The 24236-nt window shown below is 40.0% G+C and carries 27 protein-coding genes; 22 read left to right on the forward strand and 5 right to left on the reverse strand.

What is annotated here, in order from left to right:
* Positions 1 to 86 precede the first annotated feature (86 nt).
* From ADH54_RS08405 to yidD, 20 genes are all read left to right on the forward strand, one after another.
* On the forward strand, positions 87 to 1064 hold the full coding sequence (locus ADH54_RS08405; protein ID WP_000869838.1) for an ABC transporter substrate-binding protein: 978 nt from the start codon (positions 87 to 89) through the stop codon (positions 1062 to 1064).
* An 11-nt stretch (positions 1065 to 1075) separates the two neighbouring features.
* Positions 1076 to 1969: an ABC transporter permease gene (locus tag ADH54_RS08410; RefSeq protein ID WP_049524759.1), complete on the forward strand. Its 894-nt coding sequence runs from the start codon at positions 1076 to 1078 to the stop codon at positions 1967 to 1969.
* A 12-nt stretch (positions 1970 to 1981) separates the two neighbouring features.
* On the forward strand, positions 1982 to 2785 hold the full coding sequence (locus tag ADH54_RS08415) for an ABC transporter ATP-binding protein (protein ID WP_049524760.1): 804 nt from the start codon (positions 1982 to 1984) through the stop codon (positions 2783 to 2785).
* A 693-nt stretch (positions 2786 to 3478) separates the two neighbouring features.
* Positions 3479 to 4222, forward strand: a complete 744-nt coding sequence (locus ADH54_RS08420; protein ID WP_049524787.1) for a gamma-glutamyl-gamma-aminobutyrate hydrolase family protein — start codon at positions 3479 to 3481, stop codon at positions 4220 to 4222.
* Between the two features lie 13 nt (positions 4223 to 4235).
* Positions 4236 to 5624: an APC family permease gene (locus tag ADH54_RS08425; RefSeq protein WP_049524761.1), complete on the forward strand. Its 1389-nt coding sequence runs from the start codon at positions 4236 to 4238 to the stop codon at positions 5622 to 5624.
* 1 nt (position 5625) lies between these two features.
* A complete protein-coding gene (locus ADH54_RS08430) occupies positions 5626 to 6006 on the forward strand; it encodes a Rid family detoxifying hydrolase (protein ID WP_049524762.1) in 381 nt (126 codons plus the stop codon).
* Entirely contained in the window at positions 6003 to 7142 is a 1140-nt protein-coding gene (locus tag ADH54_RS08435) for a trans-sulfuration enzyme family protein (protein ID WP_049524763.1), read from the forward strand. The genes ADH54_RS08430 and ADH54_RS08435 overlap by 4 nt, the downstream gene beginning before the upstream one ends.
* 83 nt (positions 7143 to 7225) lie before the next feature.
* Positions 7226 to 8626 (forward strand): dipeptidase PepV, encoded by a 1401-nt coding sequence (gene pepV, locus ADH54_RS08440; RefSeq protein WP_065427380.1) that lies wholly within the window; start codon positions 7226 to 7228, stop codon positions 8624 to 8626.
* Positions 8627 to 8704: 78 nt separating this feature from the next.
* Entirely contained in the window at positions 8705 to 9376 is a 672-nt protein-coding gene (locus ADH54_RS08445) for a helix-turn-helix transcriptional regulator (protein WP_049524764.1), read from the forward strand.
* An 18-nt stretch (positions 9377 to 9394) separates the two neighbouring features.
* On the forward strand, positions 9395 to 10048 hold the full coding sequence (locus tag ADH54_RS08450; RefSeq protein ID WP_049524765.1) for a trimeric intracellular cation channel family protein: 654 nt from the start codon (positions 9395 to 9397) through the stop codon (positions 10046 to 10048).
* A 669-nt stretch (positions 10049 to 10717) separates the two neighbouring features.
* The gene (locus ADH54_RS08455; protein ID WP_000364990.1) at positions 10718 to 10966 is read left to right on the forward strand and encodes a YneF family protein; all 249 of its coding nucleotides are present in this window, start codon (positions 10718 to 10720) and stop codon (positions 10964 to 10966) included.
* A gap of 202 nt (positions 10967 to 11168) precedes the next feature.
* Positions 11169 to 11963 carry a glutamate racemase gene (gene racE, locus ADH54_RS08460; RefSeq protein WP_049524766.1) on the forward strand — a complete coding sequence of 265 codons (795 nt, stop codon included), beginning with the start codon at positions 11169 to 11171 and terminating at the stop codon, positions 11961 to 11963.
* Positions 11960 to 12931 (forward strand): nucleoside-triphosphate diphosphatase, encoded by a 972-nt coding sequence (locus ADH54_RS08465; protein ID WP_049524767.1) that lies wholly within the window; start codon positions 11960 to 11962, stop codon positions 12929 to 12931. The genes racE and ADH54_RS08465 overlap by 4 nt, the downstream gene beginning before the upstream one ends.
* Entirely contained in the window at positions 12907 to 13428 is a 522-nt protein-coding gene (locus ADH54_RS08470; protein WP_049524768.1) for a metallophosphoesterase, read from the forward strand. Before ADH54_RS08465 ends, ADH54_RS08470 begins: the two co-directional genes overlap by 25 nt.
* Positions 13425 to 13886, forward strand: coding sequence for a cyclic-di-AMP-binding protein CbpB (cbpB, locus tag ADH54_RS08475; protein WP_049524769.1), 462 nt, complete (start codon positions 13425 to 13427; stop codon positions 13884 to 13886). Before ADH54_RS08470 ends, cbpB begins: the two co-directional genes overlap by 4 nt.
* Positions 13883 to 14617 (forward strand): site-specific tyrosine recombinase XerD, encoded by a 735-nt coding sequence (gene xerD / locus ADH54_RS08480; RefSeq protein WP_342666614.1) that lies wholly within the window; start codon positions 13883 to 13885, stop codon positions 14615 to 14617. The genes cbpB and xerD overlap by 4 nt, the downstream gene beginning before the upstream one ends.
* Positions 14617 to 15345 carry a segregation/condensation protein A gene (locus ADH54_RS08485; protein WP_049524771.1) on the forward strand — a complete coding sequence of 243 codons (729 nt, stop codon included), beginning with the start codon at positions 14617 to 14619 and terminating at the stop codon, positions 15343 to 15345. Before xerD ends, ADH54_RS08485 begins: the two co-directional genes overlap by 1 nt.
* A gap of 18 nt (positions 15346 to 15363) precedes the next feature.
* Entirely contained in the window at positions 15364 to 15933 is a 570-nt protein-coding gene (gene scpB, locus ADH54_RS08490; RefSeq protein ID WP_000105301.1) for an SMC-Scp complex subunit ScpB, read from the forward strand.
* A complete protein-coding gene (locus tag ADH54_RS08495; protein WP_001222221.1) occupies positions 15920 to 16642 on the forward strand; it encodes a pseudouridine synthase in 723 nt (240 codons plus the stop codon). The genes scpB and ADH54_RS08495 overlap by 14 nt, the downstream gene beginning before the upstream one ends.
* A complete protein-coding gene (gene yidD / locus ADH54_RS08500; RefSeq protein WP_049524772.1) occupies positions 16642 to 16884 on the forward strand; it encodes a membrane protein insertion efficiency factor YidD in 243 nt (80 codons plus the stop codon). Before ADH54_RS08495 ends, yidD begins: the two co-directional genes overlap by 1 nt.
* 110 nt (positions 16885 to 16994) lie before the next feature.
* On the opposite strand, the gene ADH54_RS08505 is transcribed toward yidD, so the two are convergent.
* The 4 genes from ADH54_RS08505 to ADH54_RS08520 all read right to left on the reverse strand — a co-directional run bounded on the left by ADH54_RS08505 (position 16995) and on the right by ADH54_RS08520 (position 20710).
* Complete coding sequence (locus ADH54_RS08505) at positions 16995 to 17960, reverse strand: siderophore ABC transporter substrate-binding protein (protein WP_049524773.1); 966 nt, start codon at positions 17958 to 17960, stop codon at positions 16995 to 16997.
* A 95-nt stretch (positions 17961 to 18055) separates the two neighbouring features.
* Positions 18056 to 18808 carry an ABC transporter ATP-binding protein gene (locus ADH54_RS08510; protein WP_049524774.1) on the reverse strand — a complete coding sequence of 251 codons (753 nt, stop codon included), beginning with the start codon at positions 18806 to 18808 and terminating at the stop codon, positions 18056 to 18058.
* Positions 18805 to 19761 carry an iron chelate uptake ABC transporter family permease subunit gene (locus ADH54_RS08515; RefSeq protein ID WP_045605589.1) on the reverse strand — a complete coding sequence of 319 codons (957 nt, stop codon included), beginning with the start codon at positions 19759 to 19761 and terminating at the stop codon, positions 18805 to 18807. Before ADH54_RS08515 ends, ADH54_RS08510 begins: the two co-directional genes overlap by 4 nt.
* Positions 19751 to 20710: an ABC transporter permease gene (locus ADH54_RS08520; protein ID WP_049524775.1), complete on the reverse strand. Its 960-nt coding sequence runs from the start codon at positions 20708 to 20710 to the stop codon at positions 19751 to 19753. Before ADH54_RS08520 ends, ADH54_RS08515 begins: the two co-directional genes overlap by 11 nt.
* A 237-nt stretch (positions 20711 to 20947) precedes the next feature.
* Between ADH54_RS08520 and pepA the strand changes: the two genes are divergently transcribed.
* Both pepA and ADH54_RS08530 read left to right on the forward strand, forming a co-directional pair.
* Entirely contained in the window at positions 20948 to 22012 is a 1065-nt protein-coding gene (gene pepA / locus ADH54_RS08525) for a glutamyl aminopeptidase (protein WP_049524776.1), read from the forward strand.
* 21 nt (positions 22013 to 22033) lie between these two features.
* Positions 22034 to 22330: a bacteriocin immunity protein gene (locus ADH54_RS08530; RefSeq protein WP_004260989.1), complete on the forward strand. Its 297-nt coding sequence runs from the start codon at positions 22034 to 22036 to the stop codon at positions 22328 to 22330.
* A gap of 96 nt (positions 22331 to 22426) precedes the next feature.
* Here ADH54_RS08530 and ADH54_RS08535 read toward each other — a convergent pair whose 3' ends face one another.
* A complete protein-coding gene (locus ADH54_RS08535; protein WP_049524778.1) occupies positions 22427 to 24058 on the reverse strand; it encodes a Na/Pi cotransporter family protein in 1632 nt (543 codons plus the stop codon).
* Positions 24059 to 24236: the final 178 nt, after the last annotated feature.

The following is a 24236-nucleotide window of genomic DNA, read 5'->3' on the forward strand; positions in this document are numbered from 1 at the left end:
CGTACTCAAGTACAGCCTGCGGCTAGTTTCCTAGTTTGCTCTTTGATTTTCATTGAGTATTATCTTTTCTGAGAAGGAGTTTCATTATGAAAGTTGTTCGAAAATTACTAGCCCCTCTCTTGGTTGTAGGGATCCTCTTGACCTCTCTGATTAGTTTGCATCAGTTGAAGGCAGATAAGAAAAAAGATGTTTTTCGTATCGGTATTTCGCAGTTTATTACTCATCAATCTTTGGACGCTACTAGAGAAGGTTTTGTGGATGAGCTGGCCAAGCAAGGCTATGTTGAGGGGAAAAATATCGAGATTGATTTGCAAAATGCACAGGGAGAACAACGAAATCTAAAAACGATTTCCCAGCAACTAGCAGAATCTAGTGATGTCGTTCTAGCTATCGCAACGCCTTCTGCTCAGAGCTTGGCTAATACAACACAAACGACACCTGTTATCTTTTCAGCGGTAACAGATCCTGTCAGTGCCAAGTTGGTTGAGTCAAGAGAGCATCCTGGGGGCAATGTAACTGGGACAAGCGATCAGTCATCAGATGCCATTTCAACCCAAATCAATTTGATAAAGAAAGTGTTGCCAAAAGCTAAAACGATTGGAATCCTCTATACTCAGAGCGAGCCAAACTCAGTTGTCCAAAAGGATGAAGCTAAGCGCCTTCTGGAAGAAAAAGGCTTTACCGTTGTTGAAAAAACAATCTTGGACAGTAACAATGTCAAGGCGGCTGCAGAAAGCTTGATGGCAGAGGTGGATATGGTTTTTGTACCAACGGATAATATCATTTCATCAACCATGGAAACAGTTAAGCAGGTTTCTATTAAACACAAGGTTCCAGTATTTGGTGGTTCAACAGAAATGATTGCGGTTGGTGGCTTGTATAACTACGGAACCAATTATGAAGAATTGGGAAGACAGACAGCTCGCATGCTGATTCGTGTTTTAAAAGGTGAAAAGCCAGAAAATATAGCAGTTGAGTTGCCTGAAAAACTAGAATTGCATACCAATCAAGAAATGGCAGATGCACTAGGAATTGATATTAGTAAGTTAGAAGGCAAGGAATAAGGAGGTTTGAGATGAATTTTGTATTATCTAGTTTATCAGAAGGTTTGTTGTGGTCGATTATGGCGATTGGGGTCTACTTGACTTTCCGTATTTTGGATATTGCGGATATGACTGCTGAAGGAGCCTTTCCACTGGGGGCGGCCGTCGTCGTATCTCAGATACAGGCAGGGACAAATCCTTGGGTTGCGACCTTACTTGCTTTGCTGGCAGGTATGGTAGCAGGTCTTGTATCAGGAATGCTCCACACCAAGATGAAAATTCCAGCTCTTTTGACAGGTATTGTGACCTTGACAGGGCTCTATTCCATCAATATTAAAATCATGGGAAGTGTGCCCAATCTTTCCTTGGGAGATTCTTCAACTGTCTTTAAACAGTTGGCTAGCTTGGGACTGACAAATGAAGAAGCTGTTTTCTCACTCAGTTTGGCCTGCCTCTTACTTGTTTGTTTGGTCTTGACCCTTTTGATGAAAACGGAGATTGGCTTGGTCTTGCGTTCGACTGGGGACAATATTCCGATGAGTGAGGCAAATGGGGTCAATGTAGACACCATGAAGATTGTTGGTTATATGATTTCAAATGGTCTGATTGCTCTGTGTGGTTCCTTATTTGCTCAAAATGATGGATTTTCAGATGTGACTTCTGGGACAGGAACCATTGTTGTTGGTTTGAGTGCAGTGATTATTGCGGAAGTCTTGATACACGACTTGACCATTGGAGGTCGCTTGTTATCCATCGGAATCGGTGCTATTGTTTACCGTTTGATTATTTTAAATATCTATGAAATTCCAAATCTAGATCAAAACTTAGTACGTCTCTTTAATGCAATCTTGTTAGCCTTAGTTTTATTTGCACCAGAATTGCAAAAGAGATTAAAGATTCGTGGTCTGAAATTGAGAAATGAATAGGAGGAGAAAGTTATGGCAAGTTTGTTAACACTTGAAAATATTCACAAAACATTTGAAGCAGGGACGGTCAATGAAAACCATGTCCTCAAAGGATTAGATTTAGAGGTTGAAGAGGGAGATTTTATCTCTGTGATTGGTGGAAATGGAGCAGGGAAATCCACTTTGATGAATATCTTGGCTGGCAATCTATCGGTGGATGAAGGGGACCTTCTACTGGCAGGCAAATCCATTAAAAATCTGAGTGTCAGAAAGAGAGCCAAGGATATCGCTCGTGTTTTTCAAGATCCTAAGATGGGAACGGCTTCTCGTTTGACGATTGAGGAGAATATGTCTATTGCCTTGAGACGCGGGCAGAAGAGAGGGCTTGGCTGGGGTGTGAAGGAGAAGGACAGAATCCAGTTCCAAGAGGCCTTGAAGGAGTTGAATATTGGTCTTGAAAACCGCTTAAAAGTAGATACTCAATATCTCTCAGGAGGACAAAGACAGGCCTTGACCCTAGTCATGGCAGCTCTAGTGAAACCTAAACTCTTGCTTTTGGATGAACATACTGCGGCACTTGACCCGAAAACGAGTCAAATGGTGATGGACTTGACGCAAAAGATTGTGGAACACCATCAGTTGACGACTTTGATGATTACCCACGATATGAACCATGCTATTGAGTACGGAAATCGTCTCATTATGCTCTATCAAGGCAAGATAGTGGTGGATGTCAAGGGAGAGGAGAAAAAGCATCTGACGGTTGAAGACCTCATGCATCTCTTCCAGAAAAATAGTGGCCAAAGTCTAGTCAGTGATGAATTAGTTTTGGGATAAAGAAAAAGGCTGAGATCTAGTGTTTCAGTCTTTTATTAGGTACGACAGGCATGTCGTGCATCTGAGGTGTAAGTCCTCCGTGGGCACCCGCTACCGGTAAACCCAATAGCGACTCTCAAGCCTGACGCTGGAAATAATAATCGTCAGAGGAAGGGATAGAAAAATCGTGCCTATACGAACAGAAGTGTGATAGTAAGGCATATATAGTGTATAAGGTGTCTCAGAAATCTAAAGTATTTGAACGTTTTCGTAGTAGTGATGAAGATTATGTAACGATAACGTGGGAAAGAAATGTTCATATTAAGCGAAAATCAAAGAACAAATTAGAAAGTTTGACTCCTATATCCTAAAATACTGATTTGTGAAGAGTATCAAAACTAGAAAGGATAAGATCTGAATCAGATCTTATCTTTTTTGTTATATAGTGGATTGGAATAAAATATGAGCAAATCAATTAGGAAAGGAATATTAATTTATAGAAACATTTTAGCAGTCATATCGTACTGTTCTAGTTTCAATACGCTATATCTAAAGGCATTTCAACAAAAAATTATATTTTTTTATAAAAAAATATAATTTTTTGTTGAAAACGGATTCTTTTTTGTTGTATAATGGAATTGTAAATGAGTTATAAAATTTTATAATAAAATAAAAAATATTTTCAAAAAGGAGGTCTATCTTATGGCAAATAAGATGCCGATAGTTGGAATCTCAGGTAGTGTTATGATTGATCAGGGAGGAATGTTTCCTGGTTATCATAGAAGCTATGTCAATGAAGATTATGTTAATTCTGTAATCCAAAATGGTGGGATACCTGTTATTATACCTGTATCAGATGTTGCTGAAGTTTTAGATAGTTATATTGATAAAATTGATGCATTGATCTTATCTGGTGGTCACGATGTTTGTTCTATGAATTATAACGAAGAGCCTTGTCCTAAGATGGGAGATATATTCCCAGAAAGAGATAAGTTCGATTTTGCCTTATTAGAACGTGCAGAAAAAAAACGCATCCCAATTCTTGGTATTTGTCGTGGAGCACAGGTTATTAATGTTTATCATGGCGGGTCTCTTTATCAAGATGTCTCAATGTGTGATACAGCAGCTGTAAAACATTGGCAAGGCCACTTCCCAGAACAAGTTACTCATTCAGTAGATATTGTTGATGATTCACTGTTGCATAGGATTATAAAAGTAAACAGAGTGATGGTTAACTCATTTCATCATCAAATTATGAAAAATGTATCATCTGATTTTAATGTTGTGGCTAGAGCCGCGGATGGTGTTGTAGAAGCAATTGAACATAAGGATTACCCAATGTTAATTGGGGTACAATGGCATCCTGAAATGATGCACAAGAAATCAATGCAAATGAACTTGTTATTTACTGCATTGATTAATAATGCATGTAAAGATTGTCAAATGTGTGAAATTTAATAGGAGAAAAATAATGAAAAAAAAGCTAGGATTTTATTCGATTGTCCTTCTGACAATTAACTCTATTATTGGTACGGGAATTTTCCTTTCTCCTGGTGGTGTTGTTGCCAAAGCAGGAGATAAGGCGCTTATCATTTATATTATGGCAGCGGTATTTGCATCTGTTTTAGCAGTAACATTCGCATCAGCGGCTAAGTATGTTTCCAAAGGTGGAGCCTCTTATGCTTATACTAAAGCTGCATTTGGAGATAACATCGGGTTCTATGTAGGTATTACTCGCTACATTGCAGCAAGTATTGCGTGGGGTGTAATGGGGACTGCGGTAGTTAAAACAGTTCTTAATATGTTTGGGTTTGATAATGGCAACTTGACCTACGTTACAATTGGGTTCGTTATTCTAATGGGAATTCTTCTTGTAATCAATTTATTGGGAACACGTTTGTTTGAGCTTATCAATAACTTGTCTACTATTGGTAAAGTAGGAGCTCTTGTTACAACCATTCTCGTAGGATTAGCAATTGTGTTATTTACTGGTGTCAATGAATTTGATACAATTAAAAATCTGACTGATAGCACTGGGGCTAAGTTGGGCGAAAATATGGATATTTCAGCCTATGTAATGGCAGTTATTGCAGCATTTTATGCCTTCACTGGTTTTGAAAGTGTAGCCTGTGGTGCTCAAGATATGGAAGAACCAGAGAAAAATCTTCCAAAGGCAATTCCATTGGCAATTGGGATAATAGCTGTTATCTATCTAGGTATTGTTGGAACAGCTATGATGATTAATCCATCTGCTATTGTGACGACAAAAGAAGTAGTAGCACTTGCAGCAGTATTCTCAAATCCAATTATTCGTACAATCATTCTTGTAGGTGCTTTGGTTTCTATGTTTGGTATAAACGTAGCTGCATCATTCCACACTCCACGTATCTTGGAAGCAATGGCAATGCAAAATCAAGTTCCAGAATGGTTTAAAGTTAGAACTAGCAAAGATTTTCCGCTTCGTGCATTTTTAGTGACGATTGGAGCAGCAATCTTACTTCCTATGGCATTCCAATATAATATGACTAGTATTATTGTTCTAAGTTCAATTTCACGTTTTATCCAATTTATCATAGTTCCTCTGGCTGTTATGGTATTCTACTTTGGAAAACAAAAAGAAGAAATTGTTGCAACTGCTAAGAAGAGCTTTGTATTTGATGTTATCGTTCCATTCTTTGGATGTATCTTAACAGTAATTTTATTATACAAATTTAACTGGGCATCGCAATTTACAATCGTAAGTAAATCAGGAGATGTATCATTGAATACATTTGCTATCGTAGCAATGATTATTGGTTACCTTGTTTTACCAGTAGGATTGATGATTTGGAGAAATGTAAAAGAAAGAAAAGAGGCATAAAATGAAACGATTAAGTAGTGAAAAAATTCCAGCAGCAGTAGGTAGTTATTCCCCAGCAACACTTGTAGGTAACCTTATTTTTACATCAGGTCAACTACCAATTAACCGTTCAACGGGGAAAATCGATGAAGATACTATTGAATGGCAAGTAAGTCAGTCTCTTAACAATATCAAATCGATTTTAGAAGATAATCATTCCTCTATGGATAAGATTGTCAAAACAACTGTTTATTTGAGTAATATTACTGATTTTAAAGCGTTCAATGAGGTTTATCAAGGTTTCTTTAACGGAGATTATCCAGCGCGTACAGCGTTCCAAGTTGGAGCTCTTCCAATGGGGGCTTTGGTAGAAATTGAAGCAATTGCGGAGGTAGATGAATGAGAGAGAATACCAAACTATTACATGGCTATAAAGTATTAGATACTTATACTGGTGCTGCCTCTATTCCTATCTACCAAACATCAACTTTTCATAACAAACACCTCTATGACGATAGCCAAGAATATTTGTACACTCGTTTTTCAAATCCAACAGTAGACGCACTTGAAGATGGGTTTAGAAGTCTAGAGGATTCAAAATATGCCCTTAGTTTTTCATCAGGTATGGCTGCGATCTCGAATGTATTAATGTTACTTAATGCTGGAGAGCATGTTATCTTACCTAAAGAAGTATACGGGGGTACATGTCAGTTTGTAAATAATCTCCTGCCAAAATACAAGATTGAATACACTTTTGTAGATATGGCTGATATAGAGTCAGTAGAAAAAGCCATACGTGAGAATACTCGTATGATATATCTTGAAACTCCATCAAATCCACTTTTAAAAGTTTGCGATATTAAAAAGATTGTGGCATTAGCTAAGGAGTATGATTTGGTTACTGTGGCTGATAATACCTTTATGACATCTTTAGCGCAAGAACCTCTAAAACTCGGAGTTGATATAGTAGTTGAAAGTGTTACTAAATTTATAAATGGACATAGTGATGTCATTGCAGGTCTTGTTGCTACTAATTGTGAAACATACTATCAAGAATTAAAATTGTTCCAAAAGAACTTTGGGGGAATCCTTGGAGTTGAAGATGCTTGGTTAATTATGCGTGGTATGAAAACAATGGGAATACGTATGGACCATGCAGTTAAGAATGCCCAAAAATTGGCTGAATTCTTGCAAAATCATCCAAGGGTGAAACATGTTTACTATCCTGGATTAAAGGATCATCCGAATCATGAAGTACATATGGGTCAATCAAAAAATGGTGGAGCAGTACTATCGTTTGAATTGTCTTCAAAAGAAGAATTGATTGCTTTTACTGAAAAAATTCGTATTCCTATCTTGGCAGTTAGCCTTGGTGGAGTTGAATCTATTCTTTCTCATCCAGCAACAATGTCTCATGCCTGCCTTAGTCCAGAAGAAAGATTGGAGCAAGGTGTAGTGGATGGCTTATTAAGACTCTCTTGTGGTATTGAAAATATCGAGGATTTAATCGAAGATTTCAAACAAGCATTGGAAAGCTAAAGATCTAACACAAAATTTTACAATATCATTTGGATTGAATCTGTAAAATTTTGTGTTTTTCTTTTAATTATGGAGGTATAAAGATGGAAACAATTAATTGGAAAAATGTAGTGGAAGATAGAAAAGAAGATCTTCTAAATGATATTGAACGCTTGCTTCGTATCAATTCAGTAAAAGGTGATCCGGTTGATGGTGCCCCACTTGGAGAAGGGCCCAAACAAGCAATTGATGAAATCAAAAAAATGGGTTATGAAGCCGGTTTCAAGGTAAATGATTACGGACCACTTGTTACTCGTATTGACTGGGGAGAAACTGGGGAGCCTTTTGGAGTTTTAGGTCATGTAGATGTGGTTCCTGTCGGAACTGGTTGGGATAGTAATCCATTTGAACCTACCTATAAGGACGGTAAATTAATTGCTCGAGGTAGTTTGGATGATAAAGGCCCTCTAGTTTGTGCTTTTTTTGCTATGAAGTTGTTGAAGGAACGTGGTTACATTCCCAAAAGGAAACTACAACTGATTGTAGGCAGTGATGAGGAAACAAATTGGGAATGTTTGAATTATTATAAAACTATTGAAAAACTTCCAAGGGAAGGTTTCGTTCCAGATGCTTATTTTCCAGTGGTTAATGGAGAAAAAGGTATAATTCACTTTACGATAGAAGAGGGGAAAGATGACTCTCAAACTGGGACTTATTGTTTAGTAGAATTTAAGAGTGGCACCAAAGAAAATATGGTTCCAGGTCTAGCGGAAGCCCGTCTAAAAGGGGGAACTGAATCAGATATTACCGATAGCTTCCAAAGATTTTTAGTAGAGCACCTAAATGTATCTGGGCAAGTAGATCAGAATGATGAAGAACTAAAGATTACTCTATATGGTAAATCTGCCCATGGTTCAACCCCAAGTAAAGGTGTAAATGCTGCGACTTATTTAGCTAAGTTTTTAAGTCAGCATCCTGTTAAAAATGGGAAGTCTTTTTTAAATCATATGGGAGAATCTTTTCACGAAACAACTGATGGTAAAAATTTAGGTATTAATCATCAATCAGAAATAGGTGAACTGACTTTTAACGTAGGAATTGCAAATTATGATTGTAGTTCAGGAGGGAGAATAGTTACTGACATCCGCTTTCCATTCAGTCAGTCATCTAGTGAAATTAAATCGCATTTAGAAGAGTATTTTGAAGGTGAAGATTTGCATATTGTCGTCAAGAAAGATCCACATTTTGTATCTCCAGATACTAAGTTAGTGAAAACTCTTTTAAAAATTTATGAAGATCAAACTGGTGATAAAGGATATACAAAGGTTATAGGTGGATCAACGTATGCAAGTTTGTTGTCAGAAGGAGTTGCATTCGGAGCATTATTTCCTAGTACAGAAGATACCATGCATCAAGCTAATGAGTTTATTCCGGTTAATGATTTGGTATTGATTACAGCTATCTATGCTCAAGCATTATTCGAACTAATTTGTAAAGCTGAATAAGCGTTTCAAATATTTGTAAAATTAATTCTAATATGATAGACTTTACGAAAAATGCATTAGATAGAGATAGGAAATAAAATGAATAAGGACCTAAAACTATATATCCCTTTAATCAATTTTTTGGCAACTGTTCTAGGAAATGATACAGAAGTTGTTCTACAAGATTTTACGAATGGTTTTGATCATTCTTTAGTCTATATTAAAAATAATTTATCAAATAGGGAAATAGGGTCACCTGCAACAGATTTTGTTTTAGATATTGTCAGAAATAAAATTTATATTGAGAACGATTATTTAGTAAATTATCGGAGTAGAACTCATTCAGGTAAAAATCTATATTCTTCAAGCTATTTTATTAAAGATGAACTCAATGAATTAGTTGGGATGATTTGTATAAATAGTGATAAATCTAAAATGATATCTTTAAAAAAATTGTTTGAATCAGGAATATCTATCATTGATGAAAATCTACTCGGTGATAAAGATAAAATATCGGCAGATGAAACTATAGTAGAAAACTTTAATCAATCGGTTGATTCTTTAATAGATGATTTGATTTTTAAAGAAACAAATGGGAAAGACTTATCGCAATATAAATTAAGTAAATCTGAAAAAATTTCGATAGTTCAAGTACTAGATACAAAAGGTTTTTTTGAATTTAAAGATTCTATTTCAAAAGTTGCTTCTATATTTCAAATGTCAGAAGTTAGTATATATAAATACCTTCAAGAAGTCAGAAAGGGTGAATAAAATAATTGAGGAGTAAAAATGGACTTTGACCTATTCCTTTTAGTATGTAATTATATTGGAACGATTGCATTTGCAGCATCGGGTGCTATAAAAGGGTTTGATAAACATCTGGATATTTTTGGGATTAGTTTGTTGGCTATTGTCACAGCTGTCGGAGGCGGTATTTTACGTGATTCGATAATAAGTAGATTTCCTTCGGCACTTTTTGATCCCAGTTCGATTTATCTTGCGATATTTGTTGCAATTATAATGTATATTTTTATTGTTTTAAATCGTTCAAATTATGGCTATAATTCAGAAATATATAGATGGTTACGCGAAGCCTACTTAATCTTTGACTCGATTGGCTTAATTATATTTTCTTTAATTGGACCGACAGTTTTAATTGAAACTAAACTCAATTTAATGTCAGCTGGATTATTGGCATGTTTGACTGGAGCTGGTGGGGGTATAATAAGAGATTTATTAATCAATGAGGTTCCTAGTGTCTTGAAAGAGGATATCTATGCATTATTATCTTTTGCTGTAGGGATTTCGTACTATGGTTTGACCCATTTTATAGGTTTTTCTAGAATTTCGACGTTTATAATAATCTTCATTTTAGGTTTTATTATTAGGATGATTATTATTCGATTTAGATTATCTTTACCAAATATGGAGAATAGAGGATAAAGTTAAGTACCCAAGTGCTCTTTTGTGGAGTGTTTATTATGTTTGACCTTCTTTAGTATTAATTGTTGTCTTATTAGACTTGTTCGATAACTGTTTGAAGCAAGATTAGCTGGTTAGAAATTGAATTTTTAATATTCCAACTAGCCATTAGTTTTTAGTTTCTGCATATTTAAATTGGTTGAAATAATCCATAATAACACCTATAGATTGTAGTTGAAAAGATTCAACAAGATACCAAACAAGTCTATTTCTAGTTGACCTAATTTGATTAATGAATTTTAAACACCTATAATTATCAGTGTTATTTATCATTTATGTAATTGCAATGGATAATAAGTTTTCTTATTCTAAACGAAAGTTTAATGAGTTAGATGCCAGCCAAGGAAATAATTTTCTTCTCTTTTGTTTTATCGTTCCTATATTAATTTTATAGAACGCATTTATTTGATTTTAAATAACAAGACAAGAGAAGCGTCTGAAAAAATTCTACTAAAATCGTATCAAACACTGGCTATCTATGTAAATTAAACTCAGTAAGGAGCCCTCTTTTGCAGAAAATCAGGGTTCTTTTTGCTGTCTATTCCATTCTTGAAAGCGTAAAACAAACTAGTCAGGGTGGCTAGTTTGTGGTATAATGAAAGGGACTCAAAAAGAAACAGGAGAAAAATGATGGATTTACTATTAGCAATTGTATTGATTGTGCTAGCTTTTCTAGGAGGAGCTCTTGGAGGAATGTACTTGGTTCGTAAGCAAATCGAAAAAGAATTCGCTGACAACCCACGTTTGAATGCTGAAGCAGTTCGTACTCTTTTGAGTGCAAATGGTCAAAAACCAAGCGAAGCTAAGGTACAACAAGTTTACCACCAAATCATCCGCCAACAAAAGGCAGCCCTTGCTAACAATAAAAAGAAAAAATAAATAAGGAAAAGTCTGGGATGAAAGTTCCAGACTTCTCACTATGTTGGCTATGGTTTAGGGATGAGACTTTTTCCTTGCATTCTATTGATATTTGATTATGATTAAGAGAGATGGTTATTGATTAGGCTGTCATTATTCAGTTCATACGGAACGGTAATCATAATGAACTATCAATCAGAAAAAAGACTAGAAAGAAGACTGTATGGATAATCGACCAATTGGTTTTTTGGATTCGGGTGTCGGGGGTTTGACGGTTGTGCGCGAGCTCATGCGCCAGCTTCCCCATGAAGAAATCGTCTATATTGGAGATTCGGCGCGGGCGCCCTATGGTCCCCGTCCTGCTGAGCAAATTCGTGAATATACTTGGCAGTTGGTTAACTTTCTCTTGACCAAGGATGTCAAGATGATTGTCATTGCTTGTAATACTGCGACTGCGGTCGTCTGGGAAGAAGTCAAGGCTCAACTAGATATTCCTGTCCTAGGTGTGATTTTGCCAGGAGCTTCGGCAGCCATCAAGTCCAGTCAAGGTGGGAAAATCGGAGTGATTGGAACGCCCATGACAGTCCAATCAGACATCTACCGTCAGAAAATCCATGATTTGGATCCGGACTTACAGGTGGAGAGTTTGGCCTGTCCCAAGTTTGCTCCTTTGGTGGAGTCGGGGGCACTGTCAACCAGTGTCACCAAGAAAGTGGTCTATGAAACCCTGCGTCCCTTGGTTGGTAAGGTGGACAGTTTAATCTTAGGATGTACCCACTATCCACTCCTCAGACCTATTATTCAAAATGTCATGGGACCAAAGGTTCAGCTCATCGATAGTGGAGCAGAGTGCGTACGGGACATCTCAGTCTTACTCAATTATTTTGAAATCAATCGTGGTCGCGATGCTGGACCACTCCATCACTGTTTTTACACAACAGCCAGCAGCCAAAGTTTTGCACAAATTGGTGAAGAATGGCTGGAAAAAGAGATTCATGTGGAGCATGTAGAATTATGACAAATAAAATTTATGAATATAAGGATGAACAGGACTGGTATGTCGGGTCCTATGGTATTTTTGGTGGCGTCCGGACGTTGACGGATGATGACTTGGATTTTCCTCTATTGGAGTTTGCCCAAAGATTTCGAGATGAGGATCGAGGTTTTCCTGTTTCTGTTACTGTTTTACGCTATGGTTCTCGCTACCGTTTATTGTCTTTTGTGGTAGATATCCTCAACCAAGAAATGGGACGAAATGTGGAAGTCATCCAACGTCAGGGGGCTTTACTCTTGGTTGAAAATGGGCAACTCCTGCATGTGGAATTGCCTAAAGAAGGGGTCAATGTTCATGATTTCTTTGAGACAAGCAAAGTTAGAGAAACCTTATTGATTGCGACTCGAAACGAGGGCAAGACCAAGGAATTCCGAGCGATCTTTGACAAACTAGGCTACGATGTGGAAAATCTCAATGACTATCCTGACCTGCCTGAAGTAGCAGAAACAGGCATGACCTTCGAAGAAAATGCCCGTCTCAAGGCAGAAACTATTTCCCAATTAACGGGCAAGATGGTTTTGGCAGATGACTCGGGTCTCAAAGTCGATGTCCTTGGTGGCTTGCCAGGTGTCTGGTCAGCTCGGTTCGCAGGAGTAGGAGCAACTGACCGTGAAAACAATGCCAAACTCTTGCACGAATTGGCCATGGTCTTTGAACTCAAGGATCGTTCGGCTCAGTTCCACACAACCCTAGTCGTAGCCAGTCCAAACAAGGAAAGCTTGGTTGTTGAAGCAGACTGGCCAGGCTACATTAACTTTGAACCTAAGGGTGAAAATGGCTTTGGCTATGATCCTCTCTTCCTTGTAGGGGAGACAGGCAAGTCCTCAGCTGAATTAACCCTTGAAGAAAAAAATAGCCAATCTCACCGTGCCTTAGCCGTTAAGAAACTTTTGGAGGTATTTCCATCATGGCAAAGCAAACCATCATTGTAATGAGCGATTCCCATGGCGATAGCTTGATTGTGGAAGAAATCCGTGATCGCTATGTGGGCAAAGTTGATGCTGTTTTTCATAACGGCGATTCTGAACTGCGTCCTGATTCTCCCCTTTGGGAAGGTATCCGTGTTGTTAAAGGGAACATGGACTTCTACGCCGGCTACCCAGAACGTTTGGTGACTGAGCTTGGTTTGACCAAGATTATCCAAACTCATGGTCACTTGTTTGACATTAATTTCAATTTTCAAAAGTTGGACTACTGGGCTCAGGAAGAAGAGGCCGATATCTGCCTTTATGGGCACTTGCATGTTCCAAATGCTTGGATTGAAGGAAAAACTCTCTTTTTAAATCCAGGTTCTATTAGTCAACCGCGTGGAAACATTAGAGAATGCCTCTATGCCCGTGTGGAGATTGATGATAGTTACTTCAAAGTCGACTTTTTGACACGAGACCATGAGGTGTATCCGGGCTTGTCCAAGGAGTTTAGTAGATGATTGCTAAGGAGTTTGAAGATTTCTTGTTGGGGCAGGAGGAAACTTTTTTGACTCCTGCTGAAAATCTGGCCGTGTTGATTGACACTCACAATGCAGATCACGCGACCCTTTTGCTCAGTCAGATAACCTATACCCGTGTTCCCGTTGTGACAGATGAAAAACAGTTTGTTGGGACGATTGGGCTCAGAGATATTATGGCTTATCAGATGGAGCATGACTTGAGCCAAGAAATCATGGCGGATACGGACATTGTTCATATGACCAAAACGGACGTAGCGGTCGTTTCGCCTGATTTTACCATTACAGAGGTCTTGCACAAGCTGGTAGATGAGTCCTTCTTGCCGGTTGTGGATGCGGCAGGGATTTTCCAAGGAATCATCACGCGCAAGTCTATCCTCAAGGCAGTCAATGCCCTCTTGCATGACTTTAGTAAGGAATATGAGATTCGATGCAAATGAGAGACAGGATTTCAGCCTTTTTAGAGGAAAAGCAGGGTTTATCTGCTAATTCCAAGCAGTCCTATAAGTATGATTTGGAGCAATTTTTAGACGTAGTGGGCGAGCGGATTTCGGAGACCAGTCTCAAGATTTACCAAGCCCAGCTAGTCAATCTAAAAATTAGCGCCCAGAAGCGAAAGATTTCGGCCTGTAACCAATTTCTCTACTTTCTCTATCAAAAAGGAGAAGTGGATAGCTTTTACCGTTTAGAATTAGCTAAACAAGCTGAGAAGAAGACCGAAAAGCCGGAACTCTTAGACCTAGACTCTTTTTGGCAGGGAAGCGACGTTCCAGAGGGCCGTTTACTGGCTCTTCTTATCTTGGAAATGGGGCTCTTGCCGAGTGAGATTTTGGCTCTCAAGGTTGCGGACATCAATCTGGATTTTCAGGTATTGCGAATCAAGAAGGCTTCCCAACAGAGGATTGTCACTATTCCTACGACCTTGCTGTCAGAGTTGGAACCCTTGATGGAGCAGACTTATCTCTTTGAAAAGAATGGGAAAGCCTATTCTCGTCAGTGGGCCTTTCGTCAGCTAGAATCCTTTGTCAAGGAGAAAGGTTTTTCAACCTTATCCGCTCAAGCCTTGCGGGAACAGTTCATTCTAAGACAAATAGGAAACAAGGTCGATTTGTACGAAATTGCAAAAAAATTAGGATTAAAAACAGTCCTGACCTTAGAAAAATATAGATAATGGATATTAAATTAAAAGATTTTGAAGGGCCTCTGGACTTGCTCTTGCACCTGGTTTCTAAGTACCAGATGGATATCTACGATGTACCCATTACGGAAGTCATTGAACAGTATCTAGCCTATGTCTCAACCCTGCAGGCCATGCGTCTGGAAGTGACGGGAGAGTATATGGTCATGGCCAGTCAGCTCATGCTGATCAAGAGTCGCAAGCTCTTGCCAAAGGTAGCAGAAGTGACAGATTTGGAAGATGACCTAGAGCAGGATCTTCTCTCCCAAATCGAAGAATACCGCAAGTTCAAGCTCTTGGGGGAGCACTTGGAAGCCAAGCACCAAGAACGGGCCCAGCACTATTCCAAAGCGCCGACAGAGTTGATTTACGAAGATGCGGAGCTTGTGCATGACAAGACGACCATTGACCTCTTTTTAGCTTTTTCAAATATCCTAGCCAAGAAAAAAGAGGAGTTTGCACAGAATCACACGACTATCTTGCGGGATGAGTATAAGATTGAGGACATGATGGTTATCGTGAAAGAGTCCTTGACTGGACGAGATCAATTGCGCTTGCAGGATTTGTTCAAGGAAGCCCAGAATGTCCAAGAGATCATTACCCTCTTTTTGGCAACCTTGGAGTTAATCAAAACCCAGGAGCTGATTCTTGTGCAAGAGGAAAGTTTCGGAGATATTTATCTCATGGAAAAGAAGGAAGAAAGTCAAGTGGCTCAAAGCTAGACTTGATAGAGAGGAAAGATGAGTACTTTAGCAAAAATAGAAGCGCTCTTGTTTGTAGCGGGTGAAGATGGGATTAGAGTCCGCCAGTTAGCTGAACTCCTCTCTCTGCCACCGACAGGCATCCAACAGAGTTTAGAAAAATTAGCCCAGAAGTATGAAAAGGATCCAGATTCCAGTTTGGCTCTGATTGAGACTGGTGGGGCTTATAGATTGGTGACCAAGCCTCAATTTGCAGCGGTTTTGAAAGAATACTCAAAGGCACCTATCAACCAGAGTTTATCTCGGGCTGCCCTTGAGACCTTGTCCATCATTGCCTATAAACAGCCGATTACACGGATAGAAATTGATGCCATCCGTGGTGTCAACTCGAGTGGGGCCTTGGCAAAGTTGCAGGCTTTTGACCTGATAAAGGAAGACGGAAAAAAAGAAGTGTTGGGACGTCCCAACCTCTATGTGACAACGGATTATTTCCTAGATTACATGGGGATAAACCATTTAGAAGAATTACCTGTGATTGATGAGCTTGAGATTCAAGCCCAAGAAAGCCAATTATTTGGTGAAAGGATAGAAGAAGATGAGAATCAATAAGTATATTGCCCACGCAGGTGTGGCCAGTAGGAGAAAAGCAGAAGAGCTGATCAAGCAAGGCTTGGTGACGGTTAACGGCCAAGTGGTACGTGAACTAGCAACGACCATCAAGTCAGGCGATAAGGTTGAAGTGGAAGGTCAACCTATCTACAACGAAGAAAAGGTCTACTATCTGCTTAACAAACCACGCGGTGTCATTTCCAGTGTGACAGATGACAAGGGCCGCAAGACGGTTGTCGACCTCTTGCCCAATGTCAAAGAGCGCATCTACCCTGTAGGTCGTTTAGACTGGGACACATCAGGTGTCTTGATTTTGACCAATGACGGGGATTTTACGGATGAAATGATTCACCCTCGTAATGAGATTGACAAGGTTTATGTCGCGCGTGTTAAAGGTGTGGCCAATAAGGACAATCTTCGTCCCTTGGCCCGTGGACTTGAGATTGATGGCAAGAAAACCAAGCCAGCTGTCTATGAGATTCTCAAAGTGGATCCAGTCAAAAACCGCTCTGTAGTGCAGTTGACCATCCATGAAGGGCGTAACCATCAGGTTAAAAAGATGTTTGAAGCTGTCGGTCTTCAAGTGGACAAGTTGTCACGAACCCGTTTTGGACATCTAGACTTGACAGGACTCCGTCCAGGAGAATCCCGTCGTCTTAATAAAAAAGAAATCAGTCAACTACACACCATGGCTGTAACTAAGAAATAATGAACCGAATCTTAATAGCGCCTGTTCGCTTTTACCAACGGTTTATCTCCCCAGCCTTTCCACCCTCTTGTCGTTTTGAGCCTACCTGTTCAAACTATATGATTCAGGCTATTGAAAAACATGGCTTCAAGGGTGTCTTGATGGGCTTGGCTCGGATTTTACGTTGCCATCCCTGGTCGAAAACAGGTAAGGACCCCGTCCCAGACCATTTTTCCCTTAAACGGAATCAAGAAGAAAAATGAGGCTAGGTAAAAATATTTTAGTGAAATGATAAAAACGCATCCTATCAGGTTTGAGTGAGCTTGATAGGATGCGTTTTATCATGTAAAGATATTATTGAGTTTAAAGTAGCTTATTTCAAGGCTTTTTGTGAGTCTTCAATCATGAGTTTGGTTGATTCAAGTCCGCCTCCGCTTAGATACCAGAGGTCTGGTGTTAGTTGGATAATCTTACCATTTTTAGCGGCAGGTGTTTCAGCGATAAGGGCATTTTCTAGGACACCGTCGTTGCTAGAGTTGTCCCCACCGATGGCAAGGGTGCGGTTGATGACAAAGAGGATGTCAGGATTGATTTCTTTGACACTTTCAAAACTGACTTCTTGTCCGTGGCGAGAATCTTCAAATTGAGTATCAGTTGGCTTGAATTTCAAGGTTTGGTACAAGAAAGAGAAACGAGATTGGGCACCAAAGGCAGCCATTTTTCCTTCGTTGAGGAGGATAGCAAGGGCTTTTTTGTCAGAACTTTCGTTTTTAGTAGCGACTTCTTGGATGCTCTTGTCTAGCTTAGCCAATTCTTCCTTGGATTTCTGTGTACCTGTTTCCCCAAAGGCGCCTGCTAAGGATTCAATGTTAGTTTTAGTTGAAGTCCAGTAGTCGTCCTTGCTTGCTTGGAAGAGAACAGTCGGAGCGATTTCGTTGAACTTATCTACGAATTTTTGGGTACGTGGTGAAGCGATAATTAGGTCTGGTTCAAGAGCAGCAAGGGCTTCTAGGTCTGGCTCAACCATAGAACCAACATTTTTAACTTTTCCAGCTAGGTCTTTAAGATAAGTCGGAACAGTTTTTGTAGGCATTCCGACGATATTCTTTTCAAAACCTAAAGCGCGAATAGTATCCGCAGCACCGAGGTCAAAGGTCACAATCTTTTCAGGGACTTTTGAAAGTGTGACTACACCTAGTGAACTTTTAATGGTTACCTCTGTTGGAGCAGAGCTACTTGACTCCGTCTTACTAGTGCTTGAGTTTGTACTACATGCACCAAGTAGGAGCAAGAAGCTGGCCGCTAGGGCAGTGAGATAAAATTTAAGGGATGTTTTCATGATTTCTCCTTTTTAAAATGTGATAACGATTTAGGGAATCTCTTGGTCTTATTGACTAAGAGACTGAAGGTTCTCTAACTTGAGCTTCTATGTTGCTAGCTATAGATGCAGATTTTTTTGCCATTGATATCAGCCAGCGTGATGGGAATCTCATAAAGTTGACTGAGTAGGTCAGCCTGCATGATTTGATTGGTTGTTCCCTTGCTAAAGACTTGACCGTCCTTGAAGGCGACAATTTCATCTGCATACTGACTGGCCATGTTGATATCGTGGAGGACGATGATAATGGTCTTGCCGAGTTCCTCCACCAGTCGCTTGAGAATCTGCATCATGCTGACGCTTTGTTTGATGTCGAGATTGTTGAGCGGTTCGTCCAGCAAGATAAAGTCTGTATCCTGGGCCAGTACCATAGCGATAAAGACCCGCTGGAGCTGGCCTCCAGACAGGCTATCGATGTAGCGGTCTTTTAAGTTGGTCAGTCCTAAATAGTCCAGAGTTTCTCGGATTTTTTCCCAATCTTCTGGTCTCAGTCGACCTCGGCTGTAGGGAAAACGTCCAAAGCTGACCAGTTCTTCAACAGTCAATTTGGCTTGGTAATTGATTTTCTGTTTTAGGATAGTCAGTTCTTGAGCCAGTTCTTGCGAATTCCAGCTCTCGATTTCACGGCCTTTGATACTGAGAATTCCCTGATCTTTCTTGGTCAGTCTGCTCATGATGGAGAGGAGAGTCGATTTTCCAGCACCATTTGGACCAATGAAGGCTGTCAGTTTCTGAGGACTGATTTCAAGTGAAATGTCTTGCAAAATATCCTGTTTTTGAATGGATTTGTTAATGTTTTCCAGTTTCACTGACGCGCCCTCCTGTATAGTAAGATAAAGAATAGGAGACCTCCTACACTTTCGATGATCATGCTGATGCGAATTTCCAGCGCAAAGACTCGTTCAATCAAGGCTTGCCCCAAGGTTAAGCTAATAAATCCAACCAGAATGGCTACGATAAAGAGTAACTTGTGCCGATAGTCTTTGACAATTAGGTAGGTGAGGTTGGCTAGCATAAAGCCGAAGAAGGCCATAGGACCTACCAAGGCAGTAGCCGTTGAAGTCAAAAGCACGATACCCCAGAGGAGTTCTCTCTGTTCTTTTTCAACATTGAGCCCCAATATCTGAGCAGTTTCTCTTTGCAGGTGCAAGACATCGAGAATGACTGCTTTTTGAAAGAAAAAGATTGTCAAAGCGAGGATGATTAGAGAACCGATGGCTAGGATGGAAGTGTTGAGATGTTGAAAGGAAGCAAAGAGACTGTTTTGCAGTTTATCGTATTCATTTGGATCCATCAGGACTTGGAGGAAGGTACTGATATTTCGAAAGAGACTTCCGAGGGCTAGACAGATCAACAGAATGAAGACAAGGTCTTGCTTCATCAGTGTCTTCAAGTAGCCTTGTAAGGCAAGAAAGAAGAGGGATTGAAGCAGAAGCAAAACTAGGAATTCTAAGATAGGAGACTTCCCGAGTTGAAGAAACTTACTTTCAAAAACCAGTAGTAGAGTTTGCAGTAGGACGTAGAAGGATTCGATTCCTAAAATACTTGGCGTCAGGAAACGATTTTCCGTCAGTGTTTGAAAACTAATGGTCGAAATCCCTGTCGCGATAGCTACCAAGAGATAAACGATGATCTTTTGGGAACGCAGCTTCCAAGAAAAGGCTGACAAGTGAGTAATGGGCCAAAAGTAGAGAAGGCAAGCTCCGATGGCGAGGATAATGAGAAGGCAGAAGAGTTTGGTATGTTTGCTTTTAAACTGCATCTTTTCGTCCCCCTCTCCAGAGAAGTAGGATAAAGACGAGGCTACCAATGATTCCTAGTAGAAGACTGACAGACAACTCATAGGGTCGAATCAAGACTCGAGAGAGGATATCGCAGGCCAGAACTAGATTGGCCCCAACCAGTGCGACCATGAGTTTGGTTTGACTCAAATTATCTCCATAGTGCTTACGAACAAGATTGGGAACAATAACTCCGAGAAATGGTAAGCCACCCACGGTAATCATGGTGACACTTGTCGTTAGCGCCACCAGAAAGAGGGCCTGTTTTTCAAGTAGGGAGTAGGAAATCCCCAAACTTTCGCTAGTTTCTTTTCCTAGATTCATGATGGTGAAGGTTTGGGATAATTTCCAAACGGCTATCAGGATAATGAGGCCTAAGAAGAGCCACTCATACTGATGGGTCTGAATCATGGAGAAGGAGCCCTGGGTCCAAGCTGTCATACTCTGAACCAGATTGAAACGGTAGGCGATAACTTCTGTCACAGAACCGATAATCCCGCTATAGATGATTCCAATCAGAGGCAACATCCACCTTTCCTTTACGGTAAAAATGGTCATAAAGGCTAGGAAGAAGAGAGTAAATACGATGGATGAAACAAAAGCGAAGAGCATCTTTTGGGTCAGACTAGCCGACGGAAAGACAAAGAGGCTCAATACCATTCCCAGTTTGGCGGCTTCAGTGGTCCCAACTGTACTTGGAGCAGCAAACTGATTTTGAGTGATAGTCTGCATGAGAAGTCCTGCCATACTCATACTAGAGGCAGTCAGAAGAATGCTAATGGTCCTTGGAAGACGGGACTCTTGAAAGAGAAGCCAAGTTTCATGATCCAGTGCAAAGAGCTTTCCCCATGAAAAATCACTGGTCCCAATGCTAATAGAGAGAAAGACTAGGAGTAGAAGTAAGCCAATTAAATAATGAGAAAGTTTCATACCCCATCCTTTTATGTAGATTTGGTACCGAAAGATACCTGCGGATATTACTGTAACACGATTTCTTTAATCTGTCAATAAATTTTCTGACAATTTAATGTAAAAAAGAAAGAAAAATTCCTGAAACAAGTGCTAAATCCCTCTTTTATAGGATAAACTTGCAAAACCCAATCCACCTTCCCGCTATCCTTCTCCTATAAAAAGTGGTAAAATGGATGAAAGAAAGAAGGAACTGAAATGACAACATTATTTTCAAAAATCAAAGAAGTAACAGAACTTGCTGCTATCTCAGGTCATGAAGCACCTGTCCGTGCTTATCTTCGTGAAAAGTTGACACCGCATGTGGATGAAGTGGTGACAGATGGCTTGGGTGGTATTTTCGGAATTAAACATTCAGAAGTTGCAGATGCACCGCGCATCTTGGTCGCTTCTCATATGGATGAAGTTGGTTTTATGGTTAGTGAGATTAAGCCAGACGGTACCTTCCGTGTGGTAGAAATTGGTGGTTGGAATCCTATGGTGGTTAGCAGCCAACGTTTCAAACTCCTGACTCATGACGGTCGTGAAATTCCTGTGATTTCGGGTTCTGTCCCGCCACATTTGACTCGTGGTAAGGGCGGGCCAACCATGCCTGCTATTGCAGATATCGTCTTTGATGGCGGTTTTGCGGACAAGGCTGAGGCAGAAAGTTTTGGCATCCGTCCTGGTGATACCATCGTACCAGATAGCTCTGCAATCTTGACAGCTAATGAAAAAAATATCATTTCAAAAGCTTGGGATAATCGTTATGGTGTTCTTATGGTGAGCGAGTTGGCAGAAGCTTTGTCAGGTCAAAAACTTGGGAATGAACTATATTTGGGATCTAATGTTCAAGAAGAGGTTGGTCTGCGTGGTGCTCACACTTCTACAACTAAGTTTGACCCAGAAGTCTTTTTGGCAGTTGACTGTTCACCTGCTGGTGATGTTTATGGCGGTCAAGGTAAGATTGGGGATGGAACCTTGATTCGTTTCTACGATCCAGGTCACTTGCTTCTTCCAGGGATGAAGGATTTCCTTTTGACAACTGCTGAAGAAGCTGGTATCAAGTACCAATACTACTGTGGTAAAGGCGGAACAGACGCTGGCGCAGCTCATTTGAAAAATGGTGGTGTCCCATCAACAACAATCGGTGTTTGCGCTCGTTATATCCACTCTCACCAAACCCTCTATGCAATGGATGACTTCCTAGAAGCTCAAGCTTTCTTGCAAGCCTTGGTGAAAAAATTGGATCGTTCAACAGTTGATTTGATTAAAAATTATTAAACCATAAGGGAGGTGGTAGGGATGGTAGAACCAAACCTAGAAAGCCTTGTAAAAGATCTTTACAATCATGCTCGACATGATTTGAGTGAAGATTTAGTTGCTGCTCTCCTAGAGACTGCTAAAAAACTGCCTACTACAAATGAGCAATTGCTGGCAGTTCGTCTCTCAGGCCTGGTCAATCGTGAATTGCTCCTAAATCCTAAACATCCAGCACCTGAGTTGCTCAACTTGGCTCGCTTTATCAAAAGAGAAGAAGCCAAGTACAGGGGAACTGCAGCTTCTGCGCTTATGTATGGGGAGCTCTTTAAAATGCTTTGATTCCATTGTGAATCAAAGCATTTTTCTATATGACAGAAAAGCAATTCTTGATAAGGAGAAGAAAAAGCCATCCTATTTAGGATAGCTTCTTGGTTCTTAGATTTGTTCAGCGATGACCTTTTCAGCTAGATTCATAGCGTGGTCAGATACACGTGTATAGTGGGAAATGATGTCGATAAAGTTGACCCCAGCTTGCGTTGAACACTCACCCTTGTTGAGGCGTTTGATGTGGGTCTTTCTGAGAACACGTTCCATATTGTTGATTTCTTTATGGCGTTCAATCAGACTTTGAGCTTTTTCGATATCATTGTTTTCTACACTATCAAGGGCATCCTTGATAAAGTCAGTGGTTTTTTGATAGATATCAGCTAATTCCTGCAAAGCAGCTTCAGAAAACTCAACATTTTTACGTTGAAGGTAGTCAGTCAGATTGATTAGGGCCTCTGCGTGGTCCCCAATCCGTTCCAAATCACGGGATGAATCCAGGATGTTGGTGAGCACTTCACTTTCTTTCTGGCTAAGAGCTTCACTTGAAAGAGTAATGAGGTAACGAGTCAATTTTTCATCAATGGTATTGATGGCTTCTTCTGTCTTGTGGCCTTTTTCAGCAACCTTTTCATTAAGGTCAATGATGTAGTTGTATGAAAGGTCAAAGGCTTTAGAAGCATAATTTCCCAAGTGAAGGAGTTCTTTCTTTGCATTTCCGAGAGCGATTGATGGAGCTTGTTTAATCAAATGCTCATCAAGATAAAGTGGCTCGTACTTGACAACTTCATCTTCACCAGGGATGAGCTTGGTTACAAAGTAGGCCAAGGCTCCGATGAATGGAAATTGGATAATAGTATTTGTGATATTAAAGGTTCCGTGGGCGAAGGCAATGGTCATTTCTGGAGCCAGATTGAGTGTAGATTCAAACCATTGAATCAAGCCAGTGAAAGGTACAAGGAAGACAATACAGATAACCGTACCAATCACGTTAAAGGCGACATGGGCACCAGCAACACGTTTGGCAGCGATATTGGCTCCAAGAGAAGCAATAATAGCTGTAATGGTCGTTCCGATATTATCACCAAACAAGACTGGTAGGGCACCTTGTAGATCAATCAAACCACTTGCGTAAAGATTCTGTAGGATACCGATAGTTGCGGAAGAAGCTTGAATGAGTAGGGTTAGTCCAGTTCCGACAAAGACACCTAGAATAGGACTCTTACTTAGTTCAACCATATAGTCTCTAAAGACTTGCAGGTCTTTTAGAGGTTCCATTGCACCGCTCATAAGATTGAGAGCGAAGAAGATACCACCTACACCAAAAATGATACGTCCGATGTTATTGATAGAGCGATTCTTGGTGAAGAAGAGACAAATCGCTCCGATGAAAAGCATTGGTAAGGCGTAATCTCCTAGCTTAAAACCGATGATAAAGGATGTAACGGTAGTTCCAATATTGGCACCCATGACAATACCGATAGCTTGACGCAAGGTCAAAAGTCCTGCGCTGACTAGCCCCACTGTAATGACTGTGACCCCAGAACTTGACTGAATTAGCGCCGTCATACCGATACCAACTAGCACACCGAAGAACGGATTGCTAGTGTACTTGTCAATGTAAAAACGAAGGCGATCTCCAGCAGCTTGTTGCAAACCGTCTCCCATGGTCTTGATACTATATAAGAATAGTCCCAGACCACCTAAAAAGTGAAATAAAATTTCCTGCCAATTAATGGACATTTCTTTTTCCTCCGAAAAATAATAACGGAATTTCTCCTATTCTATTTTAAAGGATAAAAGTAAATCTAACAAGTGTTAAGCTAAGATTTTAGAAAGAAAATTCGTGAGAAAAAGTAAAAATAATACACTCTAACATGGCATGAAGATTAAATATCGAAAAATCTTGTGAAATCTTTCC

The organism is Streptococcus pseudopneumoniae, assembly GCF_001072315.1.
GTDB lineage: Bacteria > Bacillota > Bacilli > Lactobacillales > Streptococcaceae > Streptococcus > Streptococcus pseudopneumoniae_R.